Source organism: Chthoniobacter flavus Ellin428 (assembly GCF_000173075.1).
Classification (GTDB): Bacteria; Verrucomicrobiota; Verrucomicrobiia; order Chthoniobacterales; family Chthoniobacteraceae; genus Chthoniobacter; species Chthoniobacter flavus.
The window spans coordinates 86,883-108,279 of record NZ_ABVL01000012.1 but is presented as its reverse complement, the minus strand read 5'-3'; the positions used below and the strand labels follow the sequence as shown (position 1 = coordinate 108,279).

Here is a 21,397-nt window from a genome sequence, read left to right as displayed (position 1 = left end):
GCACTCCGTCCTTAGGGAAAATGCATCAGTGCCCGGTGGCGTAATTCCATTCCTTGATCACCGCGCCGTTGCGGTCCTTGAGACGCAGGTAAGCGACGCGGAATTCGCCCGGGCCGACGGCCGGATCGAAGCGCAGCATCTCGATCGGCGTTTCCACCGGCAGCTTGATCGCAAAGTCCTGCCACTCGTTGTCATGCGTCGGGGTGAAGTTGACGGCGCGATCGCGGAAATAAGGCTGGCGAGGATTCGCCGCCCAGAAAATACGACCGTTGCCCTTGCCATTGGATTTCATTCGGAACTCGACGGTGTAAGGTCCCTGCGCATGCGGCAGGTCGCGCGTCGAGAGTGATACCGCAGCTTCGGTCGCGGTGAGGAGCAGCGCACCGTCCCGTACCGTGACCGTCGATTCCTTGTTCACCGCCCAATCGGGCACGAGCGCATTGTAGGCGGGATTCTTGCCGGGAATGAGCGCGTGCGTCTCCGCGAGATGCGCGTCGATGAGCGCGTTGAGCTCTTTCACCTTGTCGGGAAATCGCGCGGCGAGGTCCTTCGTTTCGCCGAGGTCGTCGTGCAAGTTGTAGAGCTCGTAACGGTCGGATTGATCATCGGCGTCATGGAAGTAGCGGATGAGCTTCCAATCACCGCGCCGGCCCCACACGCCGGGCATGGTGTGCACCACGTGGCCCGGCGGCGAATAGACCGGGTAATAGCAAAAGAGCGTGTCGCGCGGAGTGCCGGTGCCGAGCAGCGCGGGCACCTGGCTCACGCCGTCGAATTTCAGATCCGGCTTCGCGGCCACGCCGGCCATCTCGAGCAGCGTGGGATAGAAGTCCACGCTGCAGAGCATCGCGTCATTTTGCGTGGCGGCTTTCGTTTTGCCCGGCCAGACCACGACACACGGCTCACGCGTGCCGCCTTCGTAAAGCGTGCCCTTGCCGGCGCGCAACGGGGCGTTGGTCGTCGGCGGAGAATTCATGCCGGCCTCCTCTTTCATCGCCGGCTCAAACCAATTCACGCCGCCATTGTCGGAGAAGAAGACGATGATCGTGTGATCGCTGAGTTTCAGTTCGTCGAGCGTGTCCAGCAGGCGACCCACAGCGTCGTCGAGACTTTCTACCATGGCGCCGTAGACGGGATTGCGCTGGGCGGAATTCGGGTCGGCCTTCCGCCGGTATTTCTCGATGAGATCGGGCTTGCCGCCCCAGGGCGAGTGCACGGAGAAGGCCCAATAGTTGAGGTAAAACGGCTCATCCTTGTGGACGCGGATGAACTTGATCGCCTCCTGCGACATGAGGTCCTCCAACTGCTCGCCGGGCTTCGCCGGCAGATGGAACTTCGGCGATTTCCAAGGGGCGATGTAACCCGCCGGGCCCGGGCCGGACCAGTGCGGCACATCCACGTCGAATCCCTGATGCAGCGGATCGAAAGGCTCCGGCCCGAGATGCCATTTGCCGAAATGCCCGGTGGCATAGCCCGCACCTTTCAGTGCCTCCGCGAGGGTGAAATACTCCAGTTTCAACCGCGTGGCGCTCGTCGCCTGCAACGACTTCTGGCTCGGTGAACCGCGCGCGACGAGCGAGGCCTCCAGCTTTTCCTCCGGCACATGTCCCGACGGTGTGGTGATACCGAGCCGGCCGGGATAAAGGCCGGTCATGATGCTTGCCCGCGTCGGGGAACACACCGGATTGGCCGCGTAGGCATTCGTGAATTTCATCCCTCGCGCGGCAAGCCGCTCGATATTCGGCGTCTCGAAGAATTTCGTCGTGCCGTAGAGGGTGGTGTCGCTCCAGCCGAGATCGTCGGCGAGGATGAAGACGATGTTCGGGCGCGTCTTCGGCGAAGACTCCGCGCCCCGCGCGACGGCCCCGCAAACGATCAGCAGAAGGAAGAAGAGAAGGCGCTTCACGGGGTGAGTTGGGCGTTTTGCGGTTTCGGCTTGCCACCCTTGAAGTCCGGATTCGGCTGCGGCAGCACCGCGCCGACCGAATCGCGCCAGGCGTTCAGTTGATCGCGCAGGGCCGCGGCCTTGTCGGGCATTTCCTTGGCGAGGTCGTGCTTTTCCGAAAGATCGTTGCGCAGATTGTAGAGCTCGAGGTGATTATCCTCGTAGAATTCGAGGAGCTTCCAATCGCGGGCGCGGATCGCGCTCACCGGCGTGGTGGTGTGGTAGTAGTGCGGATAGTGGAAGAACAGTGCGTCGCGATTCAGCTTCGCACTCGGGTCCTTCAGCAACGGGCTGATGTCCATGCCATCCGTCGCATCGGTGGCCGGCGGCTGGCCGGTGATGTGCAGGAAGGTCTGCAACATGTCGGTCAGGATCACCGGCTCGTCGCAGGTCGCGCCGTTGGGCGTCACGCCCGGCCAGCGGATGATGAGTGGCACGCGGATGCCGCCTTCATAGAGCGCACCTTTGCCCGAACGCAGCGGCGCGTTATTCGTCACCGGCATGTTCTTCCCGCTGACTTTGTCCACGCCGATGTAACCGCCATTGTCACTGGCAAAAATCACCACGGTGTTTTTGTCGAGCCCGCGCTCCTTGAGATGTTCGAGAACACGGCCGACATTTTCGTCGAGCTCCTTGTTCATCGCCGCGTAGATGGTGTGGCGATGATTCATCCCGTCGCGATACTTCGCGTCGAAGTGCTGAATGTCGTCCGCCTTGGCCTCGATCGGCGTGTGCACGGCGTGATGCGCGAGATAAACGAAGAACGGCTGATCCCCCGCGTGGTCGATCACCTTGATCGCCTCATCGGTCAATCGGTCGGTGAGGTATTCGCCGGGGTGTCCGTATTCCAGATGCGGGATGTAACGAAACTCCGGCCCATGCGTCCCGCTGCCGCTGTACGGCCACCAAAAGGTCTGCGGCGCGCCCCAGTTCGTGCCACCGATGTTGATATCGAAACCGTGCGCCTCCGGGTAATGTTCCCAATCGCCGAGGTGCCATTTACCGATGAGTGCGGTGAGGTAGCCGGCGGATTTCAAATACGTCGCGATCGTCTTTTCCGAATTGGGCAGATTCCAGATCGACTCTGCTTCACGTAGCTCGCGATTTTTGGCTCCGCCCTCCTGCGCGCCTTCGGCCCAGATGGTGAAATGCAGCCGTGCGGCGTGCTTGCCGGTCATCAAGGTCGAGCGCGACGGCGAACAGACCGACATCGCATAGGCGCTCGTGAAACGCACCGCGCCGCTGGCGAAACGATCGATATTCGGCGTCTCGTGCAAATCCGCGCCGTAACAGCCGAGATCTGACCAGCCCATGTCATCGGCGAGGATGAAGAGGATGTTCGGTTTATCCGGTGTCGCGGCGAACGCGGTGGTCGCCGCGGCGAGGCAGGATGCGAGAAGCAGGGTGAGACGTTTCATGGGTTGGGGAGCTGGGGGACTATTGGGTGGCCACTTCGCTGTCGGCCATACCGCTCTGGTAAGCGACGGCTTTCAACTGGATGCCCGGCTGCACGCTGATCTGCCCGCAGTAGACATAACCGCGGGTGCGCGTGGGCCTGGTGCCATCGAGGGTGTAACGAAACCAGGCGCCCGGCGTGGCGGACTTGAGCGTAACGGTCATGCCATCGCTGGCGAACTCCGGTTTGCCGCAGGGCCGCTTGCCCTCTTCATACACGCCGCAGTCGGGATAATTCCTCACCACATCCCACGCGAGGACGCTCCAGCGCATTAGCCTGGGGCGGGCGGGTGAGATTGGTACCGACGGGCAGCACCTGGCCTTCGGGGCGATTTGCCGTAAAAGGCGGCGAACCAAACGGGAGTCGATGAAGGAACTGGGCCATCAGGTCCGGGATGCACGCAATCGTGAAAACATCATGTCGTCGAAAGCGTTAAGATCAAGGGCCGGGGACTTTCCCCTGCTCCAGCCACTTCTTCAGCCAGCCGACGGCCAGCACCGTGGGCAGCACCCGCGGGCGTTTCCCGTCGTGATAAGTCTCCATCACTTTCTTCTGCACTTCCTCAACGTAGAGTAGAAACGCGCCTGCCGATTCCTCCCAACTGCGCGCCGGAAAGAGCTTGGTCTCGCTGCTCTGAATTCCCCGGTATCCGTCGGCAGGGCGGTGAGTTTGCCAAGACCATAGCGCGGCACACCCCTGGACAAATCGACCTTGGCACCCGGGGGCTGATACCGCGCGCGTTCGGTCCATTCCGTATAAAACCACGGCTGCATTTCCGGCGACTTCGCGCGGATGAGATTGAAAAAGAGAATATCGTGTTTGGCTTCGTGCGCGACGTCGAAGTCGCGGAGCTGCACGGTGAATTCGTCGATGTTCGGAATCGCCTCGAGGGTCTGCGTCCACTCCGGTTTCGGCTGCGAGGCGAAGCCTTCCCAAAGCGAATAGGTGGGAACGCCGGGCTTGGTGAAATTGGTATATTCGTGCAGATAACCCGCGGTGTGCGCGAAGATGCCCATGCGCGCGGTGCTTTGCGTCAGGCTGTTGCCGATGCTGAAGCTCCGCAGGCCGGGCTTGGTCGAACCGTCCACGAGATAGGTCCACATCGTCGCGGGACTGGGCGCGAGGTCTTTCCGAAACGCCACAGCCACAATCGTCGTGGTGTGGTCGATGGTGAACGGTTTGTCGTAGACCACGCCATCGTTGATGCCAGGTGTCGTCCCGTCGATAGTGTAGCGAATCATCGCACCGGGCGTGCTGCAGCGCAGCGTCACCTGAATCGGACCCTTTTCCGGCGTAGGACATTTCACGCTGACCGGGATGTTACCACGATGCTCTCCCGGCTCCATGATCGGCTGCTTCACCGCGGAAAAATCCCAGGTGTCCAGCGCGACGAACTGGCCGTCCGGATTATCGGTTTCCCAGACCGAATTCGTCTTTCCGTCCATGGCGCGCGGATAAGACCGGCCGGGCTCGCGTTGTGCGATTGAGCCATACGGCGAACCCGCCAGCTTGCGATCGCCCGCATAAAATTCGAGTTCCGCGACCATGCCATACGAACCGGCGGGAGCGTCATAACGCAGCCAGCGATAGGGCTTGGTATTCGGAATCGCCAACTCGTTCCATTGATTGGGCGCCGGCGCGGTTTTGATTTCTCCCAGCAACTCGAAGCCGGCATTCGGCGAGACATTCGAGCCGCTGAATTTGCCGCCGACCATCGCCTGCTCCTTCCCCGGTGCGGGATAGAATCGGACCCGATTGAAGATGAGCAGCGGAGGATCCCCGGCGGGAGCGCTGAGCGCCTGCCCAACGGCGAGGCAGCAGAGAAGACGAGTGAAGAGCTTTTGCATTCGCATGTTCATTTCTTGTCCGCTTCAGCGACCGCGCTGTCCGCCATGCCGCTCTTGTAAGCCACGGCCTTCAACTGAATGCCCGGCTGCACGCTGATCGCACCGCAATAGACATAACCGCGCGTGTGCGTCGGGGTGGTGCCATCGAGCGTGTAGCGGAACCAGGCGCCCGGCGTGGACGATTTCAGCGTGATGATCTTACCGTCGTTCGCAAACTCCGGCTGGCCGCAGGGGTCCTTGCCTTCCTCGTAAAGACCGCAGTCGGGATAGTTCTTGATGACGTCCCAGGCGAGTTGTTCCACGAGGCGCACCTGCTCCGGCGTGAAGGTCGTTTCAATCGGCAGCACCTTGCCCTCCGACCTCTCGCGATAGAGCGCCGAGAACCAGGTCATATCCACGAGGAAAGCGCCATTCGCCGTGCCGTGGATGGGGACATCGGCGGGATGCACCTGGTCATTGAAAAGCAGCGGATAAAACGTGCCCGGCTTCGCATCGCCAAACTGACCGTGGTCGATCCGATTCTTGATCCAGCCCATGGCGAGCGCCGATGGAATGATATGCGCCGGCTTGCCTTCCGGATATGCCGCGGCCAGGCGGTGCTGCAATTCCTCCACATAGAGCAACATCGCGCTCATCGATTCTTCCCACGTGAGCGCGGGAAAAGTCTTCGTCATCTCGAAGCTCGGGACCGTGCCCTTGTCGCTCGGACGCTGGCGGACCATCTCCACCCATTCGCAATAGAGCCACGGCTGCAGGTCAGGCGACTTCTGGCGGAAGAGCTTGAGGAAGCCCACCTCGGCCGCGATCTCCTTATCGAGATCGAAATCCCGCGGCTGCATGGTCAGCAGATCGATCTTGCCGACCCTGCCCCAGAATTCCGCCCACGTCGGCACGCCCCGCTTTTGCGCCTGCATTTCCTTGGCGTTGGCCACCTTGTCATTCACGTAATCGCCAGTGGCGACGGCATACAATTCGCGGGTCAACGCTCCGGGCCGCAGGAAGGCATTCGCTTTGTGATCGTAACCCGCAGTGCGGGCGTAGCGCCAGAACCCGCCGGTGGTACCGGTGAGGCTGTTGCCAAGATGCGCGGTATTGAGGCCGGGCTTGCTGGAATTCGGCAGCAGATAAGTCTGCGTATTGAGCAGGCTCGGCGCACGCTCGGGCAAAATGGCCACAGCGCTGATCGTGGTGCTCTTGTCGATGTGAATGGGCTGCGTGTACGTCTCGCCGTGCTCCGCGGTGGGCCACGTGCCGTCGAGCGTGTAGCGGATCACCGCGCCGCGCGTGGAGGCGAGCTTGACGTCGGCGGGACCGGCGAGATCGCCCTCCTTTGGCTCGAAAGAAACGCGCTGGGCAGCGGCATTGAAAAGGTCGTAACCCGTGGTGCGATTGTCCTGCGCATCCGGCAGGAAGTAGTGGATCTCCACGCCACGATCTCCACCCGCGATGAGTTGGTCGCCATCGTAAAACTCCACCTTGCCGAATTTCGCTTTCCCCTCCGATGGGAGCGCCAGCCGTAGATAACGATAGACCTTGGTGTTATCGAATTTCAGCTCGTTCCAATCCTTCGCGTTCGGCACTTCCTTGATCTCCGCGAGGGTGACGAAGCCTTCGGTGCGCGAGACGTTCGAGCCTTCGATCTTGCCACCGATCATGTCCTTGGGACCTGCGGCGGTGGGCTGGAAGCGAACACGATTGCAAACGGGCGGCGGATTTTCCGCGCGGAGATCGGGCGCGGCAAACGTGAGGAAGACACCGGCAAGCAGCGCGGCGAAGGCGAGTGGGGTTTTCATGGGAAAATCGGGGGCTTATTTCTGGCCGGCATCGGCCACCGCGCTGTCCGCCATGCCGCTTTTGTAAGCGATGGCCTGGACGTGAATGCCGGGCTGCACACTGATCGCACCGCAGTAGACATAGCCACGCGTGCGCGTCGGCTTCGTGCCATCGAGGGTGTAGCGAAACCACGCGCCCGGCGTGGACGATTTCAACGTGATGATCCTGCCGTCATTGGCAAACTCCGGCTGGCCGCATGGCTCCTTACCCTCCTCGTAAAATCCGCAGTCCGGATAGTGCTTCAGGACGTCCCACGCCAATTGCTCCATGGCGCGCGCTTGCTCGGGTGTGAGAGTCGTGCCGACCGGCAGCACCTTGCCTTCCGACGGCTCGCGGTAGAGCATCGAATACCACGTCATGTCCACGAGGAAGGCGCCATTCTCGGCGGGGTGCACCTGGTCGCTGAAGAGCAGCGAATAAAACTCGCCCGGCTGCGCTCCGGGAAACTGGCCGTGGTCGATCTTGTTTTTCACCCAGCCCATGGCGAGCGCCGCGGGAATGATGTGCGCCGGCCTGCCCTCGGGATAAGCCGCGGCAAGACGATGTTGCAGTTCCTCCATGTAGAGCAGCATCGCGCTCATCGATTCCTCCCACGTGAGCGCTGGGAATGTCTTCTGCATCTCGAAGCTCGGCACCGTGCCTTTGTCACTCGGCCGCTGACGGGCCAGCTCCACCCATTCGCAATAAAGATACGGCTGCAGGTCCGGCCATTTCTGCCGGAAGAGCTTGAGGAAATTCACCTCCGCCGCCGTCTCCTTCTCGAGATCGAAATCGCGCGGTTGCAGGGTAAAGACATCCACTTTCCTGATCTTCTGCCAAAAGTCGTCCCACGGTTGCCCGTTCGCGAGCGAAGGTCTCGTCTTCTCCATCTCCTTGAGTTCCGCAGCATATTCGCTCGAGGTCAGCGCCCACAGTTCGCGAGTCAAGGCGCCGCCGCGGAGAAAAGGATAGGTCGTGTGTTTGTACCCGGCGGTGCGGGCGTAGCGCCAAAAGTTGAGGGTGATGCCGGTGAGACTGTTGCCCACGCTGGCCACGGCCAACCCCTGCTTCGTCGAGGCGGGCAGCAAAAAGGTGACGCCATTCGGCGGACTCGGCGCACGGTCAGGCAGAATGGCCACGGCGTTGATTGTCGTATTCTGATCGACGTGAATTGGCGTCTTGTAGATTCCGCCGTGATCCGCCGTCGGCATCGTCCCATCGAGCGTGTAGCGAATGACGGCGCCATCCGCGGCGGTCAAGGCGACATCCGCCGGCCCGGTCAGATCCGGGTTGCCGGGCTTGAAACCCGGCGGCCGGGTCGAACCCTTTTCGCGGAGATCGTAGCCGATGATGTGATCATCCGGGGCATCGCCGTAGAAATAATTAAGGCGCAATCCCATTTTGTCAGTGGCCACGAGTTGCCCCCCATCATAGAACTCCACCTTGCTCAACTTCCCCTTCCCTTCGTGCGGCAACGCCACACGCAAATAGCGATAGACCTTGGTGTTGTCGAATTTGACCTCGCCCCACTCCTTCAACTTGGGCGCCTCCTTGATTTCCGCGAGCGTCACGAAACCGGTCTGGCTCGAAACATTGGAGCCTTCGATCTTTCCTCCCACGATGTCCTTTTCACCGCCCCAATTGGGCTGAAAGCGGACTTGATTGCAGACAGCCGCCGGGGTCTCGGCGCGGGAATCGGCCACCATGACGGCAAGGCAGAAGGCGGCGAAAAATGCGACGCGGGAGGAACGCTGGGTAAACTTCATGGAATTGGGTGCGAACACTCAACCCCATCAGCGCCCCACCAATTGACTAAAATCGCCGCGCTGCGTTCACGCGAATGCGTAAAGCGCGGACCGATCCAAAAAAACTGGGCGCCTTCCCGTTACGCCAGCGCGACGCTGCTGGCTTCCTTCGGCAGCAGCGCGGCGGCTTGCGCTGCGAGGGCGTCGATGCTGAAAGGTTTGCGCAGCACGGGGCAACCGGTTCGCTCCAGCGAAGTGTTCAACTCCCGGCTGCCGGCGTCGCCGGTGATGAAGAAGAAGTGAGCGGCCAGTTGCGGCCAGCGCTCGCGGCATTCCTCGAAGAGGCTCAGGCCGTTGCGCCCGGGCAGGCGGACATCGGAGATGATCAACTGGAAGGACATCGTCTCCAGAAATTGCAGCGCTTCCTCGGTGCTGCCGGCGCGGACGACGCGACACTCGAGATGCGAACGCAAGGTCTCGTGGACGAGGCTGGTGATGAAGGGCTCATCATCCACCACGAGCACAACCGATTCGCGATCGACGGAGGCCACGGGCGTTTCCGCAGAAGCCTCGCCGGCATCAGCGAGAGACTCCGCGGCGAGCGGCAGCCAGATGGCAAAGGTGGTGCCCTCCGGCCCAGTGCTCTCGACCTCGATGGTGCCACCGTGTTGTTGAATGATGCTGAAGCAGACGCTGAGACCCAATCCGGTTCCTTGCTGCACGCCCTTGGTGGTGAAGAAGGGATCGAAGATGCGCGGCAGACATTCCTCAGGGATGCCCGAGCCCGCGTCCTGCACCCGCAGGCATACGCCGTCGTCTTCATCCAAAAGGCTGAGGTGCAGGCGTGGCCGATCGCCGCCGGACATGGCGTCGATGGCGTTGAAGCAAAGGTTGACGATCACCTGCTTGAGTTGCGCGGGATCGGCGTGCAACGGGACCAGGCGCGCGGGCAGATCGAGCACGGGTTCGCAGCTGAGTTCACGCAGACGGAACCGCAGCATATTCATCGCCGCATGCACGATCGCGACCAGGTCGCAGGCGCGCGGCTCCAGCGCCGGGGGGCGCGAAAGCTGGAGAAGCTGGCCGGTAAGTTCGGCCGCCTCGACCGTGCTTTGGCGAATGACATCGCACCAACCGGAGAGCTCCATGTTGTCACGCGCTCGCAATTGCAGCATCTCCGCGTAACCGAGCACGGGCAGGAGCTTGTTGTTGAGCTCGTGAGCGATGCCGCCGGCCAGTGTGTCGAGGAGCACCGACTTTTCCTTTTGCTGCAGCCGCTGCTCCAGGCGGCGTTGCGCGGTGACATCCTGCACGCACAGGCACACCTGCCCGGTTTCCTGGATCCAGTGGAAATCGCAACGCACGAGGCGTGGTTCGTTGCCGAGCGACTCGAGACGCCATTCGCGCGTCGAGGGCGGCTCGCCTTCGAGATTCGTCTCAAAGCCGCGTAGGATCGCGGCGAGACCAGCCTGATCCTGCGGACGCAGGAACTCGCTCAAGACGGGCAATGCGCCCTGCCGCGCCACGCCGAGCATCTCGGCGAACCGGCGGTTGTGCGCTTCCACGCGGCCGTCGGTGGTCAGCAACGCAAACCCGAGCGGGCTGTGTTCGAAAAGAATGCCGAAGCGCCCTTCGCTCTGGCGCAATCGCTCCTGGCTGCGGAAAAGCTGCAGCTCGCGGCTTTCCAAGGCATGCCGGTTTTCTTCGCTCCGGCGCGTCTGCTCGGCGATCAGCTCATTTTGCAAGCGCAGGAGCGTGGGCATGGGCAGCACGCCGAGAAATCCACCGGACGAGTCCACCACCGCGAGATCATCGTGGAAAGGCTGTCCTGTGCGGCTCAAGGCGCGGTCGAGGACGGCGAGCAGCGGTTCACCGGGACGCACAACCACCGTGTCCAGCAGCAGATGCTCGCGAATGGTGTGCTTCGCATAGAGCGCGTAGCCGAACCGCCCACTGAGCAACATGGCGATCTGTGCCTTCGAGATCAGCCCCACATAACCGCCGCGATAGACGATGCCGAAAAAACCATCGGCACACTCCTGCAGCTTATCGAAAACCGCCCCGACCAACTCCTCGGCACCGAAGGTGCGCGACTCCACCATCAACTCCTCCAACCAATCGAGGGTCAGGCAGGATTCGGAAGTGGGCTGAAAAATCATGCCTCATCCAGAGACCAGTCTTCGTGCCAGCTGGTGTCTGCGCAGGACTACTTATTGTAACATTCGTGTGACGAGGCTGCGCAAGCGCGCTCCGAGCAGCAATAGGAGGGATAGGAAGAATAGGAATGATAGGAGTCCTATATCTCCTATTCTTCTTATCCGCTGGCGAGCTGCACCAGTTCAGTGTCCGTTTGGCGCGCGGCGGTGCCAGCCCGGAGGGCTGCCGGACCGTAGCCGGGGGTTGAGCGAGCTTGCGAGCAATACCCCCGGAAACCATCCAAAAAAGCGGATGCACCCCGGAGGCGGTGCTGGAGTTTCTCGCTGATGGAAGATTCCGCCATCCCTCTGGGATGGAATCCGGACTGGGCGGGTATCCGGGGGTGGCGCTCGCCAAGCTCGCTTACCTCCGGCTACGGTCCATCAGCCCTCCGGGCTGGCGCCCTCGCAGGCTAAACAGCTACCCCGTTCACTGGCGCGCGCGTCCCTTCGACTCAGCCGAGCAACTCGCGGACGAGTTCGCGCTCTTCCTTGAGCTCGTTCACCGTGGCGGTGATCTTCTCGCGGCTGAAGTCGCCGACCGGGACCCACTTGGCGATTTCCCACGAGCCATCGGCGTTGGTGCGGATCGGGAACGACGAGATGATGCCCTTCTCGACATCATAATCGCCTTCGGAATGCACGGCCACACTGTACCAGTCGCCCTCGGTCGTCGGCGTAACCAGCGAACGCACGGTATCCACCACGGCATTCGCCGCCGAGGCCGCGGAGGAAAGGCCGCGCGCCTTGATGATGGAGGCGCCGCGCTGTTGCACGGTGCTGATGAAGTCGTTCTGCAACCAATGGACGTCGGGGATGACCTCCGTCACATGGCGCCCATCGATGCGCGCATTGTAAAAATCGGGATACATCGTCGCCGAGTGGTTGCCCCAGACGGCCAGATTGCTGACGCGAGTGACATCCACCCCGGCCTTGAGCGCGAGCTGCATCTTGGCGCGGTTTTCATCGAGACGCGTCATGGCAAACCAGCGATTCGCCGGAATGCCCCTGGCGTTGTTCATGGCGATGAGGCAGTTGGTGTTGCAGGGATTGCCGACGACGAGCACGCGCACGTCGGGCGCGGCGTTCTTCTCGATCGCCTTGCCCTGGCCGATGAAGATCTTGCCATTGATGCCGAGGAGGTCCTTGCGCTCCATACCCGCCTTGCGCGGCACGGAACCGACGAGCAGCGCCCAATTCACGCCGGCAAAGCCTTCATCGAGGTTGGCCGTGGGGACGATGCCCTTGAGCAGCGGGAACGCGCAGTCCTGCAACTCCATGACGACGCCGCCCAGCGCCGGCAACGCGGGTTCGATTTCGATGAGGTGCAGGATGACCGGCTGGTCCGGGCCGAACATCGAACCGGAGGCAATGCGGAAGAGCAGCGAGTAACCGATTTGACCGGCCGCACCAGTGACGGCAACGCGAATGGGAGCTTTCATATGTGGGGAATTCGGGATTGGGCGTGAAGTGGATGGGAAAAAGAGGCGGTGAGATTCTGCGAATCGCGGGCGGCGGACAAGTGGATTGTTCATCGCTGCCTGCTGAATTTGGCCGCGGGAATTTTCGTCCCTCCCGAAATCGGGCCGCCTCATTTGCTCCGTCCGGCCAGCCGTCTTCCCTCGGAGCATTTCGCAAAGCTGACTCGTTCAGCGAGTTGACGTGGGTCACCGATCCACTACCATTCTCCGGCAATGGCCCTAGCGAAAGTTCTTCCCCTTCTCTGTCTCGTCCTGGCGCTGATCACGGCAACCGCGCGCGCCACCACCGGTGTGGCCGCCAATGTCACCTCCAGCGGCGCCTTCCTGCAGGGAACGGTCAATGCGGCCAATAACAGCACGGCGGTCTCCTTCGACTACGGGACGACCTCCAACTACGAACGAATGTCGCTGGAACGCCCTCGCCAGTGACTGGCAGCACGCCGACCGCAGTCGGCGTCACGCTCACCGGATTGGCTCCGGGTACGACTTATCACTACCGCGTGAACGGCACGAGCACCGTCGGGACGGTCAATGGCAACGACGCCACTTTCACCACGCTCACCAATTTGCAGAACTGGCGGCAGACCTATTTCAGCACGACAGCAAACAGCGGGAACGCGGCGGACACCTTCGACTTTGACGGCGATGGGTTGCCGAACCTCGTCAAATACGCCTTCGGTCTCAATCCGATCACGCCCGTGTCGCGTCAGCTTCCGCAGCCGGTCTATAATGGGACCAACTTCACCGTCTCCTTTACCGCACCCTCGGGAGTGACCGGCATTACCTACGGGGCGGATTGGACGGGTTCCCTGAACCCTCCCAACTGGCAGCCCGTGACGGATACCGGCTCAGGGACGCAACATATCTTTAGTGTTCCCGTGAGCGGCCATGCTTCGATCTTCCTGCGACTGCGAGTGAGCGATCCGTAGGCGTACGGCAGGCAGTGTTCACGAATTAGGAACGAAGGGGGGGGCGCGAGGGCGCGTGCCCCGGAGGGGCACCATAAATTAGCCGGTGGCGTGAGCCACCGGAATCGTTCCTCTAAATCTGAAGCCCCGGAGGGCCGACAAACGCGATGAATTCATTTCCGCCACCCCTGCCGGGGTGGATGATGGGTTGGGACGGGTTCCGGTGGCTTACGCCACCGGCTAATTTATGGCATCCCTCCGGGATGCATCCGCTGCCATCCTCCCCTCCAAAATTCGCAACCACCGCCTAGTCAAAGGCGCCCCGTGGCGCGCAGGATTTCGTGGATGCGGTCCATCTTCGCCTTCCGCCTGGCGTCCTTGTCCCATTGCATGACGGGCTCGTCCATGCGCCGGCTCCAGTTCGATTCACTGACCGCGCCGGGGACGTTGAACCGCTGTGTGGTTGCGAAGAGATCGGTGATCATGTAGATCGCCATCCAGGAATTCGTGGCGAAGAGCCCGCGCAACAGCTTCTCGTGGATTTCGTCGGAATAAGGGGTGATCCGCGGTACATCGAAACCGCACCAACCGGCCACGCGGCGGACATCGCGCCAGGCCTGGTCGCGCCCTTTGTGCGTTTCCGGACCGCCATGCTCGGCGGCTTCGATCTTCGCCATCCACCCTTCCCACGTCGTGCGTAGCGGCTCGAAATCGTGAGTCGCGTAGGTCGTAACGGAGAGGCGCTGGTAAGCCTTGCCGGGGGTCATATGGCCGTCCGGCTCATTTTCCCAATAGGGAATCTTGAATCCGGCGATGCCGAGTTCCGTGAGGCACGGCCGCACGTAGTCGGGCACGACGCCGAGGTCTTCGCCGATGAGACGAAACGGCCCGCACTCCTCGATCAGCACCTTCAGCACCTCGCGCCCCTGCGCGCAGTTCGCCGCCTTGTGCGCAGCGGTGTCGTCCTCGTGCGGGACGTAATGCGGCAACTCGCCGTGCGTGCGCTCCTTCGCCTCCTCCTCGGTCAACGGCAGGAACTCGGCATTGAGCTGCGGCCGCCAGGGAAAGCCGTAGATGCGGAAGAAACCGAGGATGTGATCGATGCGGAACAGATGGAAACAGGCGCGCACCTTGCGCACCCGCTGGCGCCACCAGTCGAAGCCCTGCTCGCGATGCACTTCCCAGCGATAGAGTGGGATGCCCCAATTCTGCCCCCACTTGTAGGTGAATGGATCGGTCTCGAAAACGCGCTCCGGCGGGCAACCGCCACACCAGATGTGATCGAAGAGTTCGGGGCGCGTCCATACATCAGCGCTGTAGTAGCTGACGCCAAAAGGAATGTCGCCCATGAGCGCCACGCCCTTGCTCCCGGCGTAGTCGTGCATCTTGTGCCACTGCTCCCAGGCGATCCATTGCACGTAGGAAACGAGGCGGAGCTGGCGCTCGAATTGATGGCGCTTCGCCGGCTTTTGCACGTCCAGCCACGCCTGTGCCTGGGCGAAGCTGCGCTGTTCCTCTGGCCAAAGATCCCAGCGCTCCGTGCCGCCGTTTTCATCGACGAGCACGCGGAAGAACGCGTAACCATGGAGCCACGCCCCCTCGTTCCGCAAAAAGGTGCGGAAGGCCCGCGCCCGCTTGTCGTTCTTCTTCCACGAGTGGCCGACGAAATTTTCGAAAGCCCGCTCCAGGAGCACCCATTTCAACTCCTTCATCTCCGCATAGATCACCGCCCCGGCGCGCAAGGCTTTCAGGTCCGCGCTGGAGGTGATCTTCTCGATATCCTCCGCGCTCAAGTCCGGCAGGGCTTCCGGCGTGATCTCGATGGTCAGCGGATCGAGCGCAACCGAGGAGATCGCGTTGTATGGCGAGTTGTCGTTGCCGGTTTCATTCACCGGCAGGAGTTGGACGACACGGAATCCCTGCTCCGCGGCCCAGTCGACGAATTCCCGCAGCGCGCCGAGGTCGCCGACGCCGAGGTCGTGCTTTCCGCGCAGGGCAAAGAGCGGGGCGAGAAGGCCGGCGAGCTTATGATCGGGTGACAATTGCATGAAAGGTGCGCGCGACTTTCAAACAGCCATCGCACCCGCCTTCAAGCACGGACGCGACTCTAATGCGGATTTTTCCGCTACGCTTCCCCCGAATTTCCCTTTCGGCCCTACACTTCCACCGGCACGAGCCCCATCCGCACCGCATAGCGGGTGAGCGTCGCGACATCGTGCATGCCGAGCTTTTGCATCACTTGTGCGCGGTGATGTTCGACGGTCTTCGGCGCGATGGAGATGCGTTCGGCCATTTCCTTGTTGCTCATGCCCTCGGCGATCATTTGCAAAATCGCCCGCTCCCGATCGGTCAGATGCGAGGCCGCGGTGTGGAGGTGGCGTTCGTCATCCATCAACTTCGTGGCAAACGGGGTGAAATAGCTGCACCCTTCCGTCACCGCGCGTAGAGCCTCGCAAAAAATCTTCAATGGGTCCGACTTGTGGACGAAGCCGTGCGGGCGCGCCTGGAGCGCTTCCACGATCAAACGGCGATCCAGCGTTCCTGAATAAACCATACAGCGCACCTCGCGCATTTCGGCGCGCAACGCCCGCAAGACCTCCAGCCCATTCAATTCCGGCAAAATCAAATCCAGCACTACCAACTGCGGCTTCACCTTCCGGCAAACCTTGAGCGCCTCAAACCCCGTTCCTGCTTCGCCGACCATTTCATATGGGCCCTCTCGCGCGAGCACGATGCCGAGCATCTGTCGAATGGAAGCATGATCGTCGACTACCAGCACTCGGGTTTTCATAAGCCTTCCTCGGAGCGTTACATGGTTGCGATTTTGGCACTCGTCTCAAAAACCGGCACCCCTTTCGGAAAGCCACACCCGCCAACACGACGAGCCGCTTTGGACGACGGCAGTTGTCTCAGGAACGCACACGGCGAGCAAGCGTGATTTACGGGTTTCCACTCATCCCTTATAAGGGAAAACCCGACAATAACGCTTCGTTAAAAAACGAAGTGTCGTCGCTCTTCAGCGGCTCCCCCTTCACCAACTCGCGCCACCGACCTGCCATTCTTCGAGCAATTCCTTCGGCACTTCCCCGAGAAAACGCGAGGGCCGCTGGAGCATTTCGCCGTAGCCGGCGTTGAGGCGCAGGTTGGGATAGGTGAGGTAGAGCTCGTCCTTCGCCCGCGTGACCGCGACATAGAAGAGACGGCGCTCTTCCTCGATCGCCTCATCGCTCTCCAGGCTGCGGTTGCTCGGGAACATACCGTCGGCCATCCAGATGACGAAGACGACCTTCCATTCGAGGCCCTTGGCCTGGTGGACGCTCGAGAGGGTGAGCATCTCGGCGTCCTCGTTCGTCGCGGTGACTTCGCTGTCGAGGCTGGTGAGCAGCGCGAGTTGGTCGAGGAAATCGGCGGCGCTTTCGTACTGCTTGGAGAAATTGCCGAGCGTCGTGAGGTCTTCGCGGCGCTGCTCGTAATTGGGGAACTTCGCCTTGAGGTAGTCGTCGTAAACGGCCTCGATCACGCTGCGGATCATTTCCGCGGGCGGATGCGGCTTCCCGCCGGGGGCGATTTCGTCGAGCGTGTGGGCCAGTTGCTCCCACATCCTGGCCGCCTTCGCCGGGACTTTCAGCGGCGAGAAGAGTTGGTGAAAGTTCACCTCTCCGCCGCGCGATAAGGCGTCGCTGACGCTGTTCCAGAGCTGCTCGGCGCTGCGTGCGCCGATGCCCGGGAGCAACCGCACCATGCGCTTGAAAGCGACTTCATCGCGCGGGTTCACGACGAATTTCAGGAAGGCCGCGACGTCCTTGATGTGCGCCTGCTCGAAGAACCGCAAGCCGCTGGTGATACTGAAGGGAATCCCGTGCCGGGTGAGTTCCATCTGCACTTCCATCGAATGGAAATGCGCGCGGTAAAGCACGGCGATCTCGTCGAGCTCGATGCCTTCCTCGCGCAGGTCGAGAATCCGTTGCGCAACGAAGAGTGCCTGCTGATTCGAGTCGCCCAGTGGCACGAGCGCCGGCTTCATCGACGCAGCGGGGCGGGCGGCGACGAGTTCCTTTTTGAACTGGTGCACATTGCCCGCGATGGCGGCGTTGGCCACGTCGAGAATGTCCGGCGCGCTGCGATAGTTCGTCTCGATCTTGTAGACCTTGGCGCCGGGATAGCGCTTGGGAAAATCGAGGATGTTTTTGAAGTTCGCGCCGCGCCACGAGTAGATCGACTGCGCGTCATCACCGACCACCATCACGTTGCGCTGCAGCTTGGCGAGGATGTCGATGAAATCCGCCTGGATACGATTCGTGTCCTGATACTCATCGACGAGGACGAACTGGAACTGCCGCTGGTAGCGCTCCGCGATCGCCGGCTCCTTTTGCAGCATGAGCAGCGTCTTCTCGAGCAGATCGTCGAAGTCGAGCGAATTGGCCGCGCGCTTTTTTTCCTCATACTTTTTCTGCGCGAGCGCGATCTTGTCGTTGAACTCGAGGAAGTGCGGATACTTTTCCACGAGCACGTCGTCAATGCTGCGCCCCGTGTTGATGGCGAAGCTAAAGACGTCGGCGAGCACTTCGCCCTTGGGGAAGCGTTTGTCTTTCGGGTCGATCCCCGCGCTGACGATCACCGAATCGAGCATGTCCTGCTGATCCTCGCGGTCCATGATGGAGAACCCCGGCGCAAAACCCGCCGCCTCGGGATGGCGCCGCAACAGCCGATTACCCACCGAGTGAAACGTGCCGCCCCACAGCCCACTGATGTCGTTCGGCAGCAGATTGGCCACGCGATCGAGCATCTCGCGCGCGGCTTTGTTGGTGAAAGTCAGCAGCAGGATATTCTGCGGAAGCACGCCATTTTCCAGCAGGTAAGCCACGCGGAAAGTGAGCGTGCGCGTCTTGCCGCTGCCGGCTCCGGCGATCACCAGCGCGGGCCCGGGCGGCGCGGTGACGGCCTCGTGTTGCTGCGGGTTGAGTTCAGCGGCGAAATCGATGCGCGAACCTGCCGGTGAGGACGGGCGGGAAAGCGTATATTGGCGTGCCATGTTGCCGCATCATTCGCCGCGCGCGTGGGTGCTGCCAAGCGCTTTTCCATGCGGAGGGATGCGCTCCTGCGCGTCCCACGCTTTTGGCCGCCGCCTTCGCCCGCAGAAATCAGGGAGCGCGCCGGAGCGCGTCCCTCCGCTACCTGGCGTCGAGTTTGCGCAGCTTGATTTCCTTGAATGCCGAGCGCGTGCGGAAAGTGGCGAGGCCGAAAGGCACAGACAGCTCGATCTCTCCCGGGCGCATGTCGATCTTCTTCCCGTCGGTGTCCACGTCGATGATCTTGTCGCCATCCAGCCACGCCTCGATCTTCTGCGCGGTCACGCGCGCCCGCACCTTGTACCACTTGCCGTTGTCGAACTTGATGAACTTCGTCGTCTCGTTTTCCGAGGCGTCATCCCCGTTGATGCTCGACAGTCCGACCAGCGCCCCGCCCCAGCCGCCGAGGATGATGGTGAACGACGTCTTGCCGTAGGGCAGCGTGAGCCCACAGAAAAAATCCGATCCATCGAGCTTCGAGGCCTCGAGGGAAACTTCGTAATCCATCTTCGGCACCTCGATCGAAGGATTCATACCGGTGATGTCGCTGCCCATGCCGAGCACCATCGTGCCATTCTCGACCAGCACCTCCCCTTGCCCGCTGAATCCCGGCGCCTTCCAACCGGTCAGCGTCTTGCCATCGAAAAGCGATTGCCACACGGGCTCCTTTTCCGCGGCCAGCGCGCCCATCTGCAGGGAGGCGAAGCTGAGGCTGGTCAGTTGCAGAAATCGACGGCGGGAGAACGGGTTCATGGGGGAATCTTGGGCGGTAAAAAGCGTTTAAGCGAGGATCACTCTGGGGGGCGGAGCCTTAGTGGGAAACTCATTTCGCCGGGATCGGCATGGATCGCGAGTTCGCGAGAATAATGCCGGCCAAAGCCTCCTTGAATTCCGGTGATTTCGCGTCCTTCTCCAGCACGGGCAGGATTCGCCCCACCGCCTGGCTGACGGGCGCGCTGTCCCGCTCCGGCAGCGCCTGCGGTGCGCCGGTCACGTAATCATTCGGCGCTGGATGATGCCATCCCTCGAGCAATTTCAAGGCATCGATACGCAGCACTTCCGGCACGTCCTCGCGCGCCGCGAAGGCAGCCAGCGCATCCGCATTCGCCGGCTGTCCGATCCGGAAATTGGCATTCAACACCCGGCACATCAGCGCCTCATCAGCCGCTGGCTTTTCGATCAAGGCCGCGAGCGGGCTCATCGCCTCGGCGATATTTTCGTCGTGAATCGCACCGGCTGCTTCGCGCACCAGCGAAGGCTCTTCATCGTGCAGGAACTGCGCGATCTCCGGGCGATGCAATTCGCGCATGGCCAGAAGCGCGATCTTGCGGACCGCCGCTGATTCATGCCGGGCGGCCTGCTGCAGCGCCGCGTCATCGTGCAAGCCTACCAGTGCGTCGACATAAGCATGGCGCAAATTCGGATCGTGATCGCCCGACTCGCGGATCATCAGCATCAATTGCGAGAGCGCCTCGGGCCGGCCGAGTTTGCCCAGCGCTTCGGCGGCAAACATCCCTACGCGCTCGTCCTGATTGCGCAGTGCCTTGATCAAGCCCTCGAAGGCCGCTCCGACGTAGGAATCACCGAGCACGTGCGCCGCCTCGGCGCGCACTGCGAGATCGTCGTCCTCCAGCAAGGGCACCAGGGGCTCCAGCACCTTCGCTCCGGCGCCTGGCGTCTTCGCCTCGGCGCGGCGGGCCATGATGCCAAGACCCCAGATCCCATGCAGTCGTGCGATCGACGGCATCGGGCCGCCATTCGGCGCGAGGGCGACTTCCCGCAGCATCGGTTCGCCATCCGGCGAGACCGCCAGCCGCCACTCCGCCTCGAGACGCACCCGCTGATCCGGCGACCTCAGCAGGGCTTCCAATTCGAGCGGAACTTTGTGTTCGATCTCTCCCTCGAGCAATTGCGTCGCTTCTTCCATTTGCGGATCGGGCACTCCCGACGCGGCCGCAAGGACAAAGGCCTTCCCATCGCCGGTCCAAAAATGAAGCCCACCCGCCGGAGGAAATTTCACGGCGGCGACAGCCACATTCTCGACCACCTCTTGCTGATCGATGAGGAGGAAACCCGCGCCATTGGGTTTATTGACCCACGAAAGAATGGCCTGCTGCGTCGGGCGGCCGGCGAAGAAATGATCTTCGTATCGCTCCGCAAATCCCAGCCCCGGATAGTGCGTAAGGCACCACGGTCCCGCCGTCACATTGGCCACCGGTGGCAAAACCCACGCGGCCTGTCCATCGAAACGGGCTGCCCACAACTTCTCCGCCATCCACGGATTGCGCGTCTCGCCCAACGCTGACTGCGGCCAACCGGATCGCCAGCCATAGTCGCCATGCTCGACCAGATACAGCCAGCGCCCGCCACTGCCGTTGCCCGAACCCGCGTCGCCGGCAAAAAGATTCCCCTCCTTGTCAAAAGCCAGCGCCCCGTCATGCAACTCTCGCAACCCACGACAAAACACCTCGAGGTGCGATCCATCCGGCTCACAACGCAAAACCGCGCCTTCGTCCGGCACATGCACCACCCCTCCTTCCACGCGCGTAATCGCCGCCCCGCCATCCGCACAGAAAAGGTAAACCCGCCCATCCGGGCCCATCGTCGGCGAGGACATTTTCTTCGCCACCTTCAAAAACTCCGTCCCGAAAATCGACGTATCATCACGCGGCAGCCCACCTGCGATCGGTTGCGCGCCACCAGGAGACGGGACGAGGACCGATTGGGGAGGTTGCTCGGTCACCCTGAATTCCGGCCGCACATGAAACTGCTCCCCAGGCCGGTTTGCCTCCTCCGCGCCGCAATTCAGCGCCAGACCCATTCCCATCCAAAAGAGGCAACGAAACACACGCGTGTGGGCGGAAAACATGGCCGCAGACCCTAACGCACCCCGGGGGCCAAGCAAGATACAGATAGCCTTCCTCCCTAATGTGTTCAAA

General features: G+C 61.8%; 15 protein-coding genes. 2 read left to right on the top strand and 13 right to left on the bottom strand.

Annotated elements, in window-relative coordinates:
• Positions 1-25: 25 nt before the first annotated feature.
• The 8 genes from CFE428DRAFT_RS18980 to CFE428DRAFT_RS18940 form a co-directional block, all read right to left on the bottom strand.
• Positions 26-1,906: a sulfatase gene (locus CFE428DRAFT_RS18980; RefSeq protein ID WP_006981239.1), complete on the bottom strand. Its 1,881-nt coding sequence runs from the start codon at positions 1,904-1,906 to the stop codon at positions 26-28.
• A complete protein-coding gene (locus CFE428DRAFT_RS18975) occupies positions 1,903-3,363 on the bottom strand; it encodes a sulfatase (protein ID WP_006981238.1) in 1,461 nt (486 codons plus the stop codon). Before CFE428DRAFT_RS18975 ends, CFE428DRAFT_RS18980 begins: the two co-directional genes overlap by 4 nt.
• Positions 3,364-3,382: 19 nt before the next feature.
• Entirely contained in the window at positions 3,383-3,673 is a 291-nt protein-coding gene (locus CFE428DRAFT_RS18970) for a chitobiase/beta-hexosaminidase C-terminal domain-containing protein (protein WP_006981237.1), read from the bottom strand.
• A 270-nt stretch (positions 3,674-3,943) separates the two neighbouring features.
• Positions 3,944-5,248: a chitobiase/beta-hexosaminidase C-terminal domain-containing protein gene (locus tag CFE428DRAFT_RS18965; RefSeq protein ID WP_157447573.1), complete on the bottom strand. Its 1,305-nt coding sequence runs from the start codon at positions 5,246-5,248 to the stop codon at positions 3,944-3,946.
• 8 nt (positions 5,249-5,256) lie between these two features.
• Positions 5,257-7,041, bottom strand: a complete 1,785-nt coding sequence (locus CFE428DRAFT_RS18960) for a chitobiase/beta-hexosaminidase C-terminal domain-containing protein (protein ID WP_006981234.1) — start codon at positions 7,039-7,041, stop codon at positions 5,257-5,259.
• Positions 7,042-7,056: 15 nt separating this feature from the next.
• Positions 7,057-8,826, bottom strand: coding sequence for a chitobiase/beta-hexosaminidase C-terminal domain-containing protein (locus CFE428DRAFT_RS18955; RefSeq protein WP_006981233.1), 1,770 nt, complete (start codon positions 8,824-8,826; stop codon positions 7,057-7,059).
• A gap of 119 nt (positions 8,827-8,945) precedes the next feature.
• Positions 8,946-10,964 carry a hybrid sensor histidine kinase/response regulator gene (locus tag CFE428DRAFT_RS18950; RefSeq protein ID WP_006981232.1) on the bottom strand — a complete coding sequence of 673 codons (2,019 nt, stop codon included), beginning with the start codon at positions 10,962-10,964 and terminating at the stop codon, positions 8,946-8,948.
• Between the two features lie 491 nt (positions 10,965-11,455).
• Positions 11,456-12,442 carry a malate dehydrogenase gene (locus CFE428DRAFT_RS18940; RefSeq protein WP_006981231.1) on the bottom strand — a complete coding sequence of 329 codons (987 nt, stop codon included), beginning with the start codon at positions 12,440-12,442 and terminating at the stop codon, positions 11,456-11,458.
• A 252-nt stretch (positions 12,443-12,694) separates the two neighbouring features.
• Between CFE428DRAFT_RS18940 and CFE428DRAFT_RS18935 the strand changes: the two genes are divergently transcribed.
• Together CFE428DRAFT_RS18935 and CFE428DRAFT_RS18930 are read left to right on the top strand one after the other, a co-directional pair.
• Positions 12,695-12,910 carry a hypothetical protein gene (locus tag CFE428DRAFT_RS18935; RefSeq protein WP_006981230.1) on the top strand — a complete coding sequence of 72 codons (216 nt, stop codon included), beginning with the start codon at positions 12,695-12,697 and terminating at the stop codon, positions 12,908-12,910.
• Positions 12,907-13,410 (top strand): hypothetical protein, encoded by a 504-nt coding sequence (locus CFE428DRAFT_RS18930; protein ID WP_006981229.1) that lies wholly within the window; start codon positions 12,907-12,909, stop codon positions 13,408-13,410. The genes CFE428DRAFT_RS18935 and CFE428DRAFT_RS18930 overlap by 4 nt, the downstream gene beginning before the upstream one ends.
• A gap of 290 nt (positions 13,411-13,700) precedes the next feature.
• Here CFE428DRAFT_RS18930 and CFE428DRAFT_RS18925 read toward each other — a convergent pair whose 3' ends face one another.
• The 5 genes from CFE428DRAFT_RS18925 to CFE428DRAFT_RS18905 all read right to left on the bottom strand — a co-directional run bounded on the left by CFE428DRAFT_RS18925 (position 13,701) and on the right by CFE428DRAFT_RS18905 (position 21,327).
• Complete coding sequence (locus CFE428DRAFT_RS18925) at positions 13,701-15,437, bottom strand: 4-alpha-glucanotransferase (RefSeq protein ID WP_006981228.1); 1,737 nt, start codon at positions 15,435-15,437, stop codon at positions 13,701-13,703.
• Positions 15,438-15,544: 107 nt separating this feature from the next.
• Positions 15,545-16,180, bottom strand: coding sequence for a response regulator (locus tag CFE428DRAFT_RS18920; RefSeq protein ID WP_042725328.1), 636 nt, complete (start codon positions 16,178-16,180; stop codon positions 15,545-15,547).
• Between the two features lie 240 nt (positions 16,181-16,420).
• Complete coding sequence (locus CFE428DRAFT_RS18915; RefSeq protein ID WP_006981226.1) at positions 16,421-18,421, bottom strand: ATP-dependent helicase; 2,001 nt, start codon at positions 18,419-18,421, stop codon at positions 16,421-16,423.
• 139 nt (positions 18,422-18,560) lie between these two features.
• Positions 18,561-19,211 carry a 3-keto-disaccharide hydrolase gene (locus CFE428DRAFT_RS18910; protein ID WP_006981225.1) on the bottom strand — a complete coding sequence of 217 codons (651 nt, stop codon included), beginning with the start codon at positions 19,209-19,211 and terminating at the stop codon, positions 18,561-18,563.
• Between the two features lie 70 nt (positions 19,212-19,281).
• A complete protein-coding gene (locus CFE428DRAFT_RS18905) occupies positions 19,282-21,327 on the bottom strand; it encodes a HEAT repeat domain-containing protein (RefSeq protein ID WP_006981224.1) in 2,046 nt (681 codons plus the stop codon).
• Positions 21,328-21,397 lie beyond the last annotated feature (70 nt).

Coding starts and splice junctions, on each gene's coding strand:
- CFE428DRAFT_RS18915 (WP_006981226.1), bottom strand. CDS start 18,421: ATGGCACGCCAATATACGCTTTCCCGCCCGTCCTCACCGGCAGGTTCG.
- CFE428DRAFT_RS18950 (WP_006981232.1), bottom strand. CDS start 10,964: ATGATTTTTCAGCCCACTTCCGAATCCTGCCTGACCCTCGATTGGTTG.
- CFE428DRAFT_RS18965 (WP_157447573.1), bottom strand. CDS start 5,248: ATGCAAAAGCTCTTCACTCGTCTTCTCTGCTGCCTCGCCGTTGGGCAG.
- CFE428DRAFT_RS18975 (WP_006981238.1), bottom strand. CDS start 3,363: ATGAAACGTCTCACCCTGCTTCTCGCATCCTGCCTCGCCGCGGCGACC.
- CFE428DRAFT_RS18925 (WP_006981228.1), bottom strand. CDS start 15,437: ATGCAATTGTCACCCGATCATAAGCTCGCCGGCCTTCTCGCCCCGCTC.
- CFE428DRAFT_RS18960 (WP_006981234.1), bottom strand. CDS start 7,041: ATGAAAACCCCACTCGCCTTCGCCGCGCTGCTTGCCGGTGTCTTCCTC.
- CFE428DRAFT_RS18920 (WP_042725328.1), bottom strand. CDS start 16,180: ATGAAAACCCGAGTGCTGGTAGTCGACGATCATGCTTCCATTCGACAG.
- CFE428DRAFT_RS18910 (WP_006981225.1), bottom strand. CDS start 19,211: ATGAACCCGTTCTCCCGCCGTCGATTTCTGCAACTGACCAGCCTCAGC.
- CFE428DRAFT_RS18940 (WP_006981231.1), bottom strand. CDS start 12,442: ATGAAAGCTCCCATTCGCGTTGCCGTCACTGGTGCGGCCGGTCAAATC.
- CFE428DRAFT_RS18935 (WP_006981230.1), top strand. CDS start 12,695: ATGGCCCTAGCGAAAGTTCTTCCCCTTCTCTGTCTCGTCCTGGCGCTG.
- CFE428DRAFT_RS18905 (WP_006981224.1), bottom strand. CDS start 21,327: ATGTTTTCCGCCCACACGCGTGTGTTTCGTTGCCTCTTTTGGATGGGA.
- CFE428DRAFT_RS18970 (WP_006981237.1), bottom strand. CDS start 3,673: ATGCGCTGGAGCGTCCTCGCGTGGGATGTGGTGAGGAATTATCCCGAC.
- CFE428DRAFT_RS18955 (WP_006981233.1), bottom strand. CDS start 8,826: ATGAAGTTTACCCAGCGTTCCTCCCGCGTCGCATTTTTCGCCGCCTTC.